The sequence below is a fragment of the Marinobacter sp. MIT932201 genome, from assembly GCF_047123295.1.
Classification (GTDB): domain Bacteria; phylum Pseudomonadota; class Gammaproteobacteria; order Pseudomonadales; family Oleiphilaceae; genus Marinobacter; species Marinobacter salsuginis.
In genome coordinates, this window is sequence record NZ_CP138917.1 from 3,561,652 (window position 1) to 3,576,063 (window position 14,412).

A 14,412-nucleotide genomic window follows, 5' to 3' on the forward strand; every position below is an offset into this window, starting at 1 on the left:
TCCCCCCGGGTTTTAGTGTCCGTGAGCGGCGCTACGGCCACTGGCGGTAATGGCCGACATCAGATCAAAAGCGCCTACTGAAACCACTTCCGTGCCCGCGCTGATCCCGGACTTGATCTCAATCAAGCCGTTTGCTTCCTTGCCAAGCGTGACGGGAACAGCCTTGTAAGCCCCTTTCTCATCGCCCGGAACAAACACAACAGATTCACCGCTAATGGTTTGAACCGCATCATCCGGAACCAGCGGCAGTGATGCCTCCGCTTCCGTCATGATTCTGGCGGTGGTATAGGTATTCGGGCGAAGGTCGCCCCTGGGAGACTTCAGTACAACGCGAACGGGGATGGTGCGGGTCTTTCCATCCAGCATGCTCGACACCCAGGATACCTGCCCACTGTGAAACCGGTCAGAACCTGAATCCCTGGAGGCAATCTGAACCTCGTCTCCCGTTGAAATCTGGTCAATATCGGATTCCGACACCTGAAGAATGGCCCACAAAACCGAGGTGTCTGCCACGATGAAAGGCGTATCCGATGGACTTAACGTCTGACCCAGCCGGACAGGCATCTGTTCGACACGCCCCTCAATGGGTGAGCGAAGCGCGTATTGCGCCAGCCCCCCACTGTCACCTGGCGACTCACTACCGTATACCGCCAGTTGTTCCCGCACGGAATCGTACTCCGCTTTTGTGGCAAGGTAGATCGCCTTGGCATCAAGAAATTCTTCCTCGCTGGAAATACCTTGGTCCTGCAATTGTCTTTCGCGATTGTAGTCTGACTCGGCTGCTTCTTTACGGGCCTCCAGCGAGATCAACCGGGAGCGAATCCGGGCCAACTCCACACTGTTCAAGGTTGCCAATAGCTGCCCTTTCTTGACGTAATCCCCCAGGTCAACCACCAACCCCGTCAACTTTCCTTCCAACAGCGGACCAACCTCGGCCACGCGATCCGGCACATACTGAATCTCGGCAGGTGCCGTAACAATTGCGCCAGCGCGCCCCTTGGCAGCCGTCACCGTCTCAATGGACAATAACTCTGTCTGCTCCGGCGTCAGATGGATCTGGCGGGACTGGTTCTCCTCTCCGGCATGCTCGACGCTTTCATCACCGTGTTGGTCACCTCCAGCTTCTCCGGCAGCGTATGCTTGCTGCAGGCTCAGAATGCTGGCAACTATTAAAAATATCTTCAGATTGCGAATCATTCATTCACCCTCGCTATTTAAAGAACGGTCAGTTTTGAATTTCGTACCCTCAGGAACCGGCTGACATCGACAGAGCACCTCCTGTGCTTATCTCCAGCGCCCGGACGGCATCGATATAATCATTCTGCGCCTGAACGTATTCCTGCCTTACCGACAGGAGATTGTCCTGTGCTGCCAGAACATCCGAGGCACCGACCTTGCCCGCCCGAAATGCTTTCTGCATCAGTTGTAATGTTTCCTCTGAACGCTCCAGGATCGACTCGTTCATCTGGCGCAGCCGAACGGCGGTGGATTTATACCGGGCCACAGCCGACACAACCTGACGCTCTGTAGCCAGGCGCAAGGCCTCTGCCTCAAGCTCGGAGGTTTTCAGCCGCGCAGCAGCTTGTCTCTGCTCACCGGAATAATCATGGAAAACGGTCAAAGGCATCGACACCCCTGCACCGAAAAGGTTGGAGCCTTCCTCACGATCATAAAATCCGAAGACTTTCAGATTTGGAATCGTCAGGCTTTTCGCAACTTCAAGGCCAGATTCATCCGCTGCAATTCTGGCGGCCGCCGCTTTCAGGTCCGCTCTCTGACTCTGTGCCATCTCGACAAGCTGGCTGGTCGGAGGCAGGTCTTCGAGCGTCACATCAAGCTCGCCGGTCACCCCAACGGCATCGGAGGGGGACACCCCGAGCACTTCGGTAAGGTCAATTTTTGATTGCTCGAGCTTTTGTTCCGCCGAGGCTTTTTGATTCCGGGCCCTGGCAAGCCCAATGACTGCGGTATTGAGATCAATCCGGGTTTGTTTACCCTGTTTTACGGACATTTCAACCAGGTCTTTGGTGCGTTGCATAAGTTCAACGGCACGGGTTGCGGTTTCCAACTCTTTCTGAGCCAGCAGTATCCGGAAATAGGCGGCCCGCACCCGCGCCTTGGTGGCTACCTTCAGGTATTCAAGCTCCTGTTGCCGGGACGTGAGATTACTCCGGGCACGCGACTGCCCAAGGTCGCCGCGATTACCCATCCAGATCTCCTGAGTAACCCTCACCCCATATTCCAGGGACTCGTCGGCCTGATCCGGGGCCTGACGGGCCCCCAACTCAAACTCTGGATTGCTCGGCGCCCAGCGGCTGGCATGATCAAGCCGCCCCTGCTGTATCGAGACCGCAGCCCGCCTCAAAGCCAATACCGGGCTATTCTCAAAAGCCATCACCATGGCCTCGTTCAGGGAAACAGCCTGGCTGGCCCTGGCTCGCTGGAATTCCTTTAGTGAAACGCTCTCCCCGACCGTGACAGCCGCAGAAGGCATGACGGTCAAGACTCCAGGTACTATCAGCACCCAAAACAACAGTCGTTTGTTCATTCAATGTCATCCTGGCTATTTAACTGAGATAAATGAATCAGCGGTTTCGCCGTAAATGCCAGTATGACCCTACAGATAGACCTTGAAATCAGTTTGAATTCGGCGTCATCAAACCTAAACTCGTGCGGAGTTCGAAGAAACTATGGCGAGGTATAGTCAAAAAGTGGTGAAAGAAAGGGACCAAAGAGGAAACACAAAAACAAAAAAAAGCGGGAATGAAGCATCCCCGCCATTAAATAACCTTAGTTAACTCAAACATAGTCTCTCACACGAACCTTAAATGAACTTGAAATCCAGGAAAGATTTCAGATAGATCGGTCTCCCTGTATTCAGCGACCGCGCTCGACGCTACACGGAAAACTTATGCTCGAAGCTCATACCAAATGTGGTGTCTTCAGAGTCGGCCAAGTCAGCCTCTCAGTAACGTCCACTTTACGTGGATGGGAACCCGCAAGGATCATAAGAGAAGCGACAATAAAAGCATGGCAGCCCTTATCTTTCGCCCCATAGCCCCCCCTTTTTTGTCAGATTTATTAACGGTCAACTCTTTAGTTACTAAAGGGTCAAGCCGCAAGCCGTCGAATTGCAGCGGATTCACAGTGTCGCCAAAAAAAAACGACTTAACATTGACTCTGTAGTAACTACAGGGTTTCAAATGATGTCACTTGTTTGAGAACCGGAGTCGCGAAAGTGAGCAACACCTGTGATGGAAAGTGTGGCAGTGAAGAATCTGTCGTCAATAATAGCTTTAAAAGGCCCGCCATGGCATCTTCCGCCCAATCCAGCATTTATAAAGTGCCCAAGATGGATTGCCCTTCGGAAGAACGAATGATTCGAATGGCGCTCACTGGCTTTGACAGCATTCTGTCACTCTCATTCGATCTATCGAATCGAAAGCTGGAAATTATCCATCGAGGCGAAACCGGAGCTATTTCCAGCAAACTGGAAACCATGGGTCTGGGCGCCTCCCTGCAGAGGACGGAAGAGGCCAGCCCTGAATCCGTCAGGGCGACTGAATCGTCGAGTGCCAACGACAGCGTAGCAAACAGTCAAATAAACAATGCGTTAAGAAGGATTCCGGTTGAACGTGAACACCGGTTCCGGGAATGTGAACGCTGATTCCGGCATCGTGAACACCGATGCCGGAAAATCCGGAAAAGCGTTCATCTTCAGCCAGAATGGCTGTTCACGTTGAACCAGAATTGGTGTTCACGTTCGTCCGGACTGGGCGTTCATGATGGGCCGGAATACGCAACACTGAAAGCGGTGGCTGGCAGCGATACTTTTTATCGCAATAGCCGTTGTCGTCTCGGCTGTTCTCGTCAGATTAATCCAGGACAGCCGTCAACGAGCAGAGGCCCTGGCTTACGCAATGGTGCTGGGAGGGGCACTAGGAAATGTCATCGACCGAGTTTTTCGAGGCTACGTTGTCGATTACTTGGATTTCCATTGGCAGTCCTGGCATTGGCCTGCGTTCAACCTTGCCGACATCTTTATAGTCCTGGGCGTGATCATGATTTTGGTCACGGGATTTAGGACTGAAACAAGTCGAGGAAACGAGGCTGAAAACTACCAAAATGAATAGAGCCCAAGAAGTCACCAATCCACGAAGCAACAAGCTGAGCATTGCACCGGCACTTTCACCACAAGCTACTGATCAAGGATTCTCCTATGAGCCACGAACACGTTCATATGTCCCCCGAAACCAAGGATAAACGGGTTGCCGTAGCCATCTGGGCGAATGGGATCCTGACTATCGCCCAGATCGCGGGAGGGATCTTCGCCGGCAGCCTGGCGCTAATCGCCGACGCTATACATAACTTTTCAGACATGGCATCGCTGGTTATCGCTTTTGCGGCCCGAAAAATTGCGCGTCGCCCGGCCGACTCCAAGATGACCTTTGGCTACGGGAGAATTGAGGTCGTTGCGGCACTCATAAACTACACCACCTTGATCATGATAGGTCTTTACCTGATCTACGAAGGTACCATGCGATTTATTGAGCCGACAGAAATCAAGGGATGGTGGGTAATCTGGCTTGGCATTGTCGCACTGGCAGTGGACGCGTTGACCGCGCTGCTGACCTACTCAATGCAGAAAGGCAGCGTTAATATTCGTGCGTTGTTTTTGCATAACTTGTCTGATGCGTTCGCGTCAATCGCAGTCGTTGTAGGCGGAGCCCTGATCCTGCTCTACGACATGCGCTGGGTTGATCCCGCAATCACAATTGGTATCGCCAGCTATATTCTCTACCTGGGCTTGACGGAAATCGGCGGAACCATCAGAACACTTATGCTGGGAAGTCCTGTGGATATTGACACAGATTCGGTCATTGAGGCTGTATCAAACGTAGAAGGGGTTATCGACCTTCACCACGTTCATTTTTGGCAGATGGGTGAGCATGATGCCTCCCTCGACGCCCATGTGGTGGTCGAGATAAGTGCCTGGAATGAGCTTGAGAAAGTCAAAGACGGGATAAAACGGACTTTGGAAAACCAGTTCAGCATAACTCATTCAACATTGGAGTTTGAACATCCTGATCACAGTCACAAAAACGCCCATACTTATGGCCATGGTTGACAGAGCTGCTGAAGAGGGGCCGTATTGACCCTACCCCAGAATTTAGGTCCATTTATAACTGGAAAATCCGGCATAATGGAGCCTTGAGGAGGAGGAAAAGCATTGACTCATGAAGCTCTTTGCTGACCTGAGCCTGAACAACGGAACCGCGTTGCGAGACCCTGCTTTTCAATATCTGGAGATCTGTTTTCTTTGGCCATGTCAGTCTTCCTTCAGTGCGCCAGCAAATAGGCTTGGGCTATTTCGATTTCGAAATCACGAATCAACGTTTAGTGGATGTTTTTCCTCATGTTCGGTATCCGTCTACCCTAAGCCGTCTAGCCGGGTGCGCTTCAGCAGAAGTGCATTCACCGCCACGAGCGCAGAGCTTCCTGACATAGCCACCGCCGCAACTTCTGGGCTTATCACCAACGGATAGAACACGCCTGCCGCCGCGGGAAAGGCGATAACGTTATAGCCCACCGCCCAGAACAGGTTCTGATGCATCTTGCGCAGGGTGGCGCGCGACAGCTCAATGGCCCCGAGCACGTCGTAGGGATCGCTCTTCATCAACACCACATCGGCACTTTCCATGGCCACGTCGGTGCCGGCGCCGATAGCAAAACCCACCTCCGCCTGGGTCAGTGCCGGGGCGTCATTGACACCGTCGCCCACCATGCCAACCTTCTTGCCCTGCGCCTGGAGTTCCTTGATTTTGTCTGCCTTTTGCCCCGGCAGTACATCGGCGATCACCGTGCCGATGCCCAACTCCCCGGCGATGCGCTCGGCGGTGGCCTGGTTGTCGCCGGTGAGCATGGCCACCTCCACGCCGCGTTCCCGCATCTTCCTGACCATCGCAGCAGCGGTGGGTCTCGGCGCATCCGCAATGGCAATGAGGCCGACCAGTTTCCCATCCCGGGCGACATGCACCGCGGTTTGCCCCGCACTCTGAAGACGAGCCGCCTCGTCCTTCAGGCTCGCCATATCGACCGTTTCTTCGTCCATCAGCCGGCGGTTGCCGAGCAGGACAGTCTTGCCGCCAACCTCGGCCCGGGCACCCTTGCCCTCGATGTTGGCGAAACCGGTCAGCGATTCGAGTTGCAGCCCTTCGGCCCGCCTCTGAATGGCCTGGGCCAGGGGGTGGTCCGACCCCTGCTCCACGGTCCCAGCCAGAGCGAGGACCGCCTCCTCGGTGCTGTCCGCCGCCACGACGACTTCGACCACCTGCGGCTCGCCCATGGTCAGGGTGCCGGTCTTGTCGAACACCACGATATCCAGCCGGGTGGCATCCTCAAGTGCCGAGGCGTTCTTGAACAGAATGCCGTTCCTGGCGCCCAGGCCAGTGCCTACCATCACCGCCATGGGCGTGGCAAGACCCAGGGCGTCCGGGCAGGCGATGACGAACACAGTGATGGTCAGCGTCACGGCGAATAGCAGCGTCTGGCCGAGCCACCAGAACCAGACGGCGAAGGTGAGCAGGCCAACTACAATGGCGATCACCACCAACCACTGGGAGGCCTTGTCCGCCAGCAGCTGTGCCGGCGCCTTGGAATTCTGCGCCTCCTGCACCAGCTTGACAATCTGCGCCAGGGCCGTGTCGGAACCCACCTTGGTGGCGCGATACCTGAAGCTGCCACTCTTGTTGATGGTGGCACCGATCACCGTATCGCCAGGTTTCTTCTCCACCGGCATGGACTCGCCGGTGAGCATGGACTCATCCACCAGGGAGTCGCCCTCCAGGACCTCACCGTCCACCGGAATTTTATTGCCGGGGCGGATCACGACGATGTCGTCCTTCAGAACCTCAGCGGTGGGAACCTCTCGTTCCTGGCCATCACGCAGCACCGTCGCCTTGGGTGGTGCCAGGTCCATCAACGACCGGATGGCGTCCGAGGCCCCGGCGCGGGCGCGCATCTCCAGCCAGTGGCCGAGCAGGATGAACACCAGCAGCACCGCCACCGCCTCGAAAAACTGCACACCCGGGAAAAAGAGCGTGGAACCGATGCTGAACAGGTAGCCGGTGCCCACCGACAGCACCACCAGCACCGCCATGTTGAGCACGCCATTTTTCAGCGCGCGCCAGGCGGCAACAAAGAATGGCCAGCTTGGCCAGAGCACCGCGATGCTTGCGAGAATTAACAGCCAGAGGTCAAGCCGCAGCCCGAAGGGCGGCGCCGGCGGGTCGAACAGCCCGCCCATGGGGGAATAAATAAAAATCGGTATGGTGAAGATCAGGCAAACCCAGAAACGGTTGCGCATGTCGCGCACCATCGCCTGCATGCCCATGCCTCCGCCGTGACCCATCTCTTCGGCCATCTCGTCCTTGGCGCCGGTATGCTGGCCGTGTTCAGCAGGGTGGGCCCCATTGTCGTGGGCGGCGGCAGCATGGGAGGTATGGGCATGGCCACGCACCGCCTTATCCCCCGCCTCACCCGACTGGTCCCGCCGGTCGCATACATGCCTGGGTAACTGTTCTCCGGAACAGTGATAGCCGCACTCGTGTATCCGGGCCTTGATGGCCTCAAGATCGACCTTGACCTCATCGTAAGTGACCGTCGCGCTGCCGGCCACATAGTTGACCTCGGCTTTCTTGACGCCAGGCAACCTCAACAACTGCTTCTCCACGCCCTGGGCACTCAGTGCCGATAACAGACCGCCGACTTCCAGTGTGCTGGTCTTCATGGCTTGCCTCCTGCGGCATATTTGTGGGGGATCCTGTAACTTTGCAACATGTGCCTGTAAGCAGCCCGTTCGAAGGCCATTGCGTCCTTCAGGTGCAACTGACTCATGCGGCCACGGATATCGCCGAGCGAGTCAATGCCGCGTGCGGACAGCAAGGCGGTCAAGCCGTCGATGAGAGTCCGCATATGTTCGGGGCCGTGGCGCAGCAAGGCGGCGGTGGTCATGACCACGTCCGCACCGGCCAGCAGATATTTGAACACATCTTCCGCCGACTCCACCCCGGTGCTGGCAGCCAGGGCCGCCGGAATACGTCCATGGAGCACGGCAACCCACAACAGTGGCAGCCGCATCTCCGCCGGCGTGCTGAGCTCAAGATCCAGCGACAGCCGTAGCGTCGCGACATCGATGTCGGGTGGGTAGATCCGGTTAAACAGTACCAATGCGTCCGCACCGGCCTCGGCGAGCGCCCGGGCCATCGCCCCCGGCGCACTGAAGCAGGGGCCGATCTTGACCGCAACCGGGATCGTAACCGCCCCCTTCACCGCCGCCAGGATGTCGAGATGGCGCTGCTCGACGTCGCGACCTGCCATCGCCAGATCGGTCGGGACAAAGTAGATATTGAGCTCTATCGCATCGGCGCCGGCGTCCTGCAGCCCGCGCGCATAGTCGACCCAGCCGGACTGCGAGACACAGTTCAGACTGGCAATCACCGGGATGCCGAGCGCCTCCTTGGCTCGGCGCACCATGTCGAGATAACGCTCCGGCCCAAAGCCGCAGCCACCGTGGCCCGGAAAAAAGCTCAGTGCCTCGGCGCATCCGTCCGCCGTCCCTTCGGTGCGATGTTCAAACTCATCCCGCTCCGCGAGAATCTGCTCCTCGAAGATCGACGGCAGCACGACGGCGCCGGCACCGGCATTTTCAAGCCGGCAGAGCTGGTCGAGATCGCCATTCAGCGGTGATGCCGAAGCGACCAGCGGATTGCGCAGGCGCAGCCCCATGTAATGGGTCGTCAAGTCCATAGGCCATTCTCCATCTTTGGGTTATCCCTGTTCCAGAATGCAAGTATTCACGACCGTTGTGTCACCGTTATGTCACCCTTGTGTCACACCGGGCTCGTCGATGACCGGATGGAAACACTGGCTACCGCGACTGGCCAGTTCCTCGTACTGCCGATATTTCTCGGTCACGACCTGCTGTGCCTTGGCCAGCAGCGCCTCGGCCGCGTCCGGATCCGTATGGGCAAGCGCCCGGTAGCGCAATTCGTTGTAGGCGTACGCCTTGAACGGGATTGTCGGTCGTGGTGAGTCGAGCCGGAATGGCCGTTCGCCAATGGTGTGCATGGCCGGGTTGAAACGGAACAGCGGCCAGTAGCCGCTCGCGGTCGCCAGATCCTGCTGCTGCATACCGTGGCGCAGATCAAAGCCGTGCGCGATGCAGTGGCTGTACGCGATGATCAACGACGGGCCAGGCCAGGCCTCGGCCTCGCGGAAGGCAAGTAGCGTGTGCTGAGGATTGGCGCCCATCGCCACCTGCGCGACATAGACGTCGCCGTAGGCGATTGCCTGTAATGCCAGATCCTTGCGGGCCACGCGCTTGCCGCCGGCGGCAAACTTGGCGACCGCGCCGAGCGGCGTCGCCTTGGACGCCTGGCCGCCGGTATTGGAGTAAACCTCGGTGTCCAGCACCAGCACGTTGACGTCGCGACCACTCGCCAGCACCTGATCGAGTCCGCCGAAACCGATATCATAAGCCCAGCCGTCGCCGCCAACGATCCAGACACTGCGGCGCAGAAGATGGTCGACAACCGATGACAGGTCGGCGGCGGTTTCGTCATCCAGAGTGGCAAGCGTGCGCTTCAGCTCTTCGATACGGCTGCGCTGGGCGCGGAGCTCGGATTCGCGCAGTTGCGGCGCATCGAGGATCGAACGGGCGAGTTCCTCACCCACTTTCGGCGCCAACCGGCGCAACAACGTTCTCGCCAGCTCGAGGTGCTGATCGGCGGCAAGACGGAATCCCAGCCCGAACTCGGCGTTGTCTTCAAACAGGGAGTTCGACCAGGCCGGCCCCCGTCCGCCCTCGTCCCTGGTCCAGGGCGTGACCGGCAGGTTGCCACCGTAGATCGACGAACAGCCGGTGGCATTGGCGATCTGCAGGCGGTCGCCGAAGAGTTGCGACAGGAGTTTGAGGTAGGGTGTCTCGCCGCAGCCGCCGCAGGCGCCGGAGAACTCGAACAGCGGCTGCAGAAACTGAACACCACGGACGTTGGCGAAATCGATGCGCGCGCGGTCATTCACCGGCAGCGCCTCAAAGAAGGCGATGCTTTCGCGCGAGCTTTCGAGGATCGGCGCCTTGGGCCCAAGGTTGATTGCCTTCACCCCGGGGTTGAGCGGGCTGTGCGCCGGGCAGACCTCGACACAGATACCGCAGCCCGTGCAGTCTTCGACGTAGACCTCCAGCGAGAAGCGGACATCGGGATTGCCGCGTGAATTGACCGGTGCCGACTTGAAGTCAGCCGGCGCACCGTCCAGCTCGCTCTGGCCATAGTACTTCGACCGGATCACGCTGTGCGGGCAGGCAAAGCCGCACTGGCCGCACTGAATGCACAAGTCCGGCTCCCACACCGCCACATCATCGGAAATGTTGCGCTTCTCGAACGCCGCGGTGCCGGACGGGAAGGTGCCGTCGGCGGGCAACTGACCGACGCGGAGCTCGTCGCCCAGGCCGAGCATCATCATGGCGGTGACTTCATGCACGAATGGCGGCGCCCGGTCCGGCACGACCGGTGGCCGGTCGAACAGACTGGTCGCCGCGCCCGGAACGGCCACTTCGAACAACTGCGCCAGCGTCTGGTCCACGGCCGCGAAATTCTTTCGCACCACGTCGGCGCCCTTGACGCCATAGCTTTTCTCGATCGACTGCTTGATCCGTTGTATCGCCTCGTCACGGGGCAGCACCCCTGAGATGGCGAAAAAACAGGTTTGCAGCACGGTGTTGATACGCCCGCCCAGACCGGCATCGCGCGCGACTTTCGAGGCGTCGATCACATAAAAGCGCAGCTTCCTGTCCAGAATCTGCCGTTGCAGTGATCGCGGCAGGCTGTTCCATACCGAGTCCGGTCCATGGGGTGTGTTGAGCAGGAAGGTTCCGCCTTCGGCGGCCAGCCGCAGCACATCGATGCGATCAAGAAAACCTGCCTGGTGGCAGGCGATGAAGTTGGCCGATTCGATCAGGTACGGAGCGCGGATCGGCTGTTTTCCAAAACGCAAGTGTGAGACAGTCTGTGCGCCCGATTTGTGCGAATCGTAAACGAAATACCCCTGGGCGTAGCGCCCAGGCGCCGCGGCGAGGATTTTCACGCTGTTTTTGTTGGCACCGACTGTGCCGTCAGCACCCAGGCCATAGAAGAGCGCGCGTACCACGTCGTCGCGCTCAAGCGAGAATGCGGCGTCTACCGGCAGGCTGGTGTGAGCAACATCGTCCTCAATGCCGACCGTGAAGCCGTTCTTCGGTTCAGGCAGCTTCAGCTCGTCAAACACGGCCTTGACCTGGGCCGGGTTGAAGTTCTTTGAGCCCAGGCCGTAGCGCCCGCCGATCACCCGCGGCAGGACTGCGCGCGTGCCGTCGGTGACCGCCCGGGCCAGGGCCGCGACCACATCAAGATAGAGTGGCTCGCCGGGCGCCCCCGGCTCCTTGCTCCTGTCCAGCACCGCGATGGCACGGCAGGTCTCGGGCAAGGCGGCGAGGAAGTGCCCGACGGCGAACGGACGGTAGAGCCGCACCTGCAGCACGCCCACCCTCTCCCCGGCACGCCCCAGGAAATCAGAGGTCTCGCGCGCGGTTTCCGCCGCCGACCCCATCAGTACAATGACCCGCTCGGCGTCGGGTGCCCCCTCATACTCGAACAGGCGGTAGGCTCGGCCGGTGAGCGCAGCAAAGCGATCCATACTGGCCTGCACGATCTCCGGCACTCGCGCATAGTAAGGATTACAGGCCTCGCGCGCCTGGAAAAAGGTGTCGGGATTATGGGACGTGCCACGCACCACCGGATGTTCCGGCGTCAGGGCGCGCGCCCGGTGTGCGCGCACAAGGTCTTCGCGGATCATTGCCCGGATGTGCTCATCAGACACCAGACTCAGGTTGTTCACTTCGTGCGAGGTCCGGAAGCCGTCAAAGAAATGCAGGAAGGGAACCCGCGCCTCGAGCGTTGCCGCCTGCGTAACCAGCGCCATGTCGTGGGCCTCCTGCACCGAGCCGGAGGACAGCAGCGCAAAACCGGTCCCGCGGGCGGCCATGACATCGGAATGGTCACCAAAGATCGACAGCGCGGAGGTCGCCAGTGCGCGGGCCGCCACATGAAATACGGTCGGGGTCAGCTCGCCCGCGATCTTGTACATGTTCGGCAGCATCAGCATCAGCCCCTGGGAGGCCGTGAAGGTGGTCGTCATGGCACCCGACTGCAGCGCGCCGTGAACAGCGCCGGCGGCACCGCCCTCGCTCTGCATTTCCTGCACCACAGGAACGCTGCCCCAAAGGTTGGTCATCCCCCGGGCCGCCCACTCGTCCGCCAGCTCCGCCATGGACGAGGCAGGGGTGATGGGATAAATCGCACACACTTCGTTAGTGCGATAGGCAACGCGGGCAACCGCGCTGTTGCCGTCCAGGGTCTCGGTCCGGAGTCTGTCGGTTTCGTGGTTCATTACTTGTCATCCTCCCGGACCGGTTCGGGAATTATGCTGATCGCGTGGGTTGGGCAGGTCTCGTAGCACACCTCACAGCCAGTGCACCGATCATAAAGAAAGCGATAGCGCCGGCCCGGCCCCAGCTTCTCGATCGCCTGCTCAGGGCAGGCAGCGTAACACTGATCGCACTCGAAACAGTTGCCGCAGGAAAGGCATCGTTGTGCCTCATAGCGCGCCTCGGTGCTGCCCAGCCCTGACAGTACCTCGGTGAAATTGCCGGCACGGGCCTCGACCGGTAGCACCTGCTGCGCCTTCGGTTCGGCGTCGCTGTAGATTGGCAGGTTCAGCATGTCGAACGTGGCGAGCCGGTGTTTCTCGGGGGGCTGGAAGCTGCCCCCGTGCAGCCAGGCATCAATGTGTCGTGCCGCTTTCTTGCCGTGCCCGACCGCGGCCGTCACACTCCGTTCGCCCGGCACCAGGTCGCCGCCGGCGAAAATTCCGGGGTGAGCGGTCATCATGTTTTCCGCAACCACGACCGTGCCGTCGGGCTGGAATTCGACCCCCGGGATCTTGCGGAGGAAGCCACTATCGCTCTGTTGCCCAAGGGCCAGCACGACCGCGTCTGCTTCGAGCGTCTCAAACTGGCCGGTCGGTTGCGGCCGCCCGTCCGGATCCAGCTCCATGCGCTCAACGCGCAGCGATGGCCCGGCGATTTCCTTGATGCTGGTGAGCCATTGAATCCTGACGCCCTCCTCAAGCGCCTCGTCCGCCTCAAAAGCATGGGCAGGCATGTGCGCCCGGTCGCGGTGGTAGACAATTACTGCCTCCTCGGCACCCAGGCGCTTCGCTGTGCGCGCGGCGTCCATCGCCGTGTTGCCGCCGCCATAAACCACCACTCGCCGGCCGAGCTGCAACTGCCCGCCGGCACCAACCTCACGCAGGAGTGTGACGGCATCGAGCACACGGGCAGCATCGCGCGCCGGAATGTCAACATGTTTCGAGGCATGCGCACCGATGGCGACGAACGCCGCATCGAAGCCACCCGACGTCTGCTCCGCAAGCAGGTCCTCAACCTTGTGACCGAGGACAATCTTGACGCCCATCGCCTCAATCCGCCTCACTTCCTGCATGAGCACCTCGCGCGGCAGCCTATAGGCGGGAATGCCGAAGTGCAGCATGCCACCGGGCTGCGAACCGGCGTCGCGGATCTCCACGGCATGCCCCAGCCGCGCGAGGTGATAGGCGGCCGAGAGTCCACTCGGTCCCGCGCCAACCACCAGCACGCGCTTGCCCGAGGCCGGCGCCTCGACTGGCAGTTGCCAGCCTTCCTGTGTGGCAAGGTCGCCCAGAAACCGCTCAACGGCGTGAATGGAGACCGCGCTGTCGAGTGCGCCGCGGTTGCATCGGGTTTCGCACGGGTGATAGCAGACCCGCCCGTGGATCGCCGGAAAGGGGTTGTCCCGGGTAAGAGTGAGCCAGGCTTCACGGTAGCGGCCCGAACGCACCTGCTCGAGCCAACCCTGGATGTTCTCGCCAGCCGGGCAGGCCTGGTTGCAGGGCGGCAAAAGGTCCTCGTAGACGGGCCGCCGCGTACGTGTCGGCCCGGTGCCCCGCTCGGCAAGAAGGTCTATGAGCGGTGTCACGTCGGCGGGAGGCTCAATCATTTTGCCTCCCGCCGGGCGTTGAAGCGGCGATAAAGCCAGTTGTAGATCGGGCAGAACACCAGCCCCGCATAGGCGCCGTATAGAAAACTCTCAACCAAGCCTAGCAGGAATCCCCACCAGGTCAGCCACTTGAATGCCGGCAGTACCTGCTCAAGGAATGTGTGCATGTGCACGCTTTGGGGTGTCACCAGTCCGTAGATAACGCAGACGATGAAGGTGACCGCTGTGAAAAGCCCCAGCGCCCAGGCAACCAGTCTTGTATTAAGCATGCTCTACCCCC

Annotated in this window: 9 protein-coding genes and 1 pseudogene; 3 read left to right on the forward strand and 7 right to left on the reverse strand. The window is 59.5% G+C overall.

Features of this window, described 5'->3' with window-relative positions; genetic code table 11:
• Positions 1 to 12: 12 nt before the first annotated feature.
• Positions 13 to 1,197 (reverse strand): efflux RND transporter periplasmic adaptor subunit, encoded by a 1,185-nt coding sequence (locus tag SIC15_RS16405; protein WP_136629913.1) that lies wholly within the window; start codon positions 1,195 to 1,197, stop codon positions 13 to 15.
• A gap of 49 nt (positions 1,198 to 1,246) precedes the next feature.
• Entirely contained in the window at positions 1,247 to 2,548 is a 1,302-nt protein-coding gene (locus SIC15_RS16410; RefSeq protein ID WP_136629914.1) for a TolC family protein, read from the reverse strand.
• A gap of 762 nt (positions 2,549 to 3,310) precedes the next feature.
• Between SIC15_RS16410 and SIC15_RS16415 the strand changes: the two genes are divergently transcribed.
• The 3 genes and pseudogenes from SIC15_RS16415 (at position 3,311) to SIC15_RS16425 (ending at position 5,128) form a co-directional block, all read left to right on the forward strand.
• Positions 3,311 to 3,667: a hypothetical protein gene (locus SIC15_RS16415; RefSeq protein ID WP_412536478.1), complete on the forward strand. Its 357-nt coding sequence runs from the start codon at positions 3,311 to 3,313 to the stop codon at positions 3,665 to 3,667.
• A 146-nt stretch (positions 3,668 to 3,813) separates the two neighbouring features.
• Positions 3,814 to 4,133: pseudogene (gene lspA, locus SIC15_RS16420) on the forward strand (signal peptidase II); the annotation flags it as partial.
• A gap of 86 nt (positions 4,134 to 4,219) precedes the next feature.
• Positions 4,220 to 5,128 carry a cation diffusion facilitator family transporter gene (locus SIC15_RS16425; protein ID WP_136631470.1) on the forward strand — a complete coding sequence of 303 codons (909 nt, stop codon included), beginning with the start codon at positions 4,220 to 4,222 and terminating at the stop codon, positions 5,126 to 5,128.
• 303 nt (positions 5,129 to 5,431) lie between these two features.
• Here the strand turns inward: SIC15_RS16425 and SIC15_RS16430 are convergent, their stop codons facing one another.
• The 5 genes from SIC15_RS16430 to SIC15_RS16450 form a co-directional block, all read right to left on the reverse strand.
• Positions 5,432 to 7,789, reverse strand: coding sequence for a heavy metal translocating P-type ATPase (locus SIC15_RS16430; protein WP_412536479.1), 2,358 nt, complete (start codon positions 7,787 to 7,789; stop codon positions 5,432 to 5,434).
• The gene (locus SIC15_RS16435) at positions 7,786 to 8,808 is read right to left on the reverse strand and encodes a dihydroorotate dehydrogenase-like protein (protein ID WP_008177418.1); all 1,023 of its coding nucleotides are present in this window, start codon (positions 8,806 to 8,808) and stop codon (positions 7,786 to 7,788) included. Before SIC15_RS16435 ends, SIC15_RS16430 begins: the two co-directional genes overlap by 4 nt.
• A gap of 72 nt (positions 8,809 to 8,880) precedes the next feature.
• Positions 8,881 to 12,486, reverse strand: coding sequence for a pyruvate:ferredoxin (flavodoxin) oxidoreductase (nifJ, locus tag SIC15_RS16440; protein WP_412536480.1), 3,606 nt, complete (start codon positions 12,484 to 12,486; stop codon positions 8,881 to 8,883).
• Positions 12,486 to 14,132, reverse strand: coding sequence for an NAD(P)-binding protein (locus tag SIC15_RS16445; protein ID WP_008177413.1), 1,647 nt, complete (start codon positions 14,130 to 14,132; stop codon positions 12,486 to 12,488). The genes nifJ and SIC15_RS16445 overlap by 1 nt, the downstream gene beginning before the upstream one ends.
• On the reverse strand, positions 14,129 to 14,401 hold the full coding sequence (locus SIC15_RS16450; protein WP_008177412.1) for a DUF5676 family membrane protein: 273 nt from the start codon (positions 14,399 to 14,401) through the stop codon (positions 14,129 to 14,131). Before SIC15_RS16450 ends, SIC15_RS16445 begins: the two co-directional genes overlap by 4 nt.
• Positions 14,402 to 14,412: the final 11 nt, after the last annotated feature.

Bases quoted from the DNA above. Each gene is read 5' to 3' on its own strand.
- SIC15_RS16405 (WP_136629913.1), bottom strand. From the start codon at position 1,197: ATGATTCGCAATCTGAAGATATTTTTAATAGTTGCCAGCATTCTGAGC.
- SIC15_RS16410 (WP_136629914.1), bottom strand. From the start codon at position 2,548: ATGAACAAACGACTGTTGTTTTGGGTGCTGATAGTACCTGGAGTCTTG.
- SIC15_RS16415 (WP_412536478.1), top strand. From the start codon at position 3,311: ATGGCATCTTCCGCCCAATCCAGCATTTATAAAGTGCCCAAGATGGAT.
- SIC15_RS16425 (WP_136631470.1), top strand. From the start codon at position 4,220: ATGAGCCACGAACACGTTCATATGTCCCCCGAAACCAAGGATAAACGG.
- SIC15_RS16430 (WP_412536479.1), bottom strand. From the start codon at position 7,789: ATGAAGACCAGCACACTGGAAGTCGGCGGTCTGTTATCGGCACTGAGT.
- SIC15_RS16435 (WP_008177418.1), bottom strand. From the start codon at position 8,808: ATGGACTTGACGACCCATTACATGGGGCTGCGCCTGCGCAATCCGCTG.
- nifJ (WP_412536480.1), bottom strand. From the start codon at position 12,486: ATGAACCACGAAACCGACAGACTCCGGACCGAGACCCTGGACGGCAAC.
- SIC15_RS16445 (WP_008177413.1), bottom strand. From the start codon at position 14,132: ATGATTGAGCCTCCCGCCGACGTGACACCGCTCATAGACCTTCTTGCC.
- SIC15_RS16450 (WP_008177412.1), bottom strand. From the start codon at position 14,401: ATGCTTAATACAAGACTGGTTGCCTGGGCGCTGGGGCTTTTCACAGCG.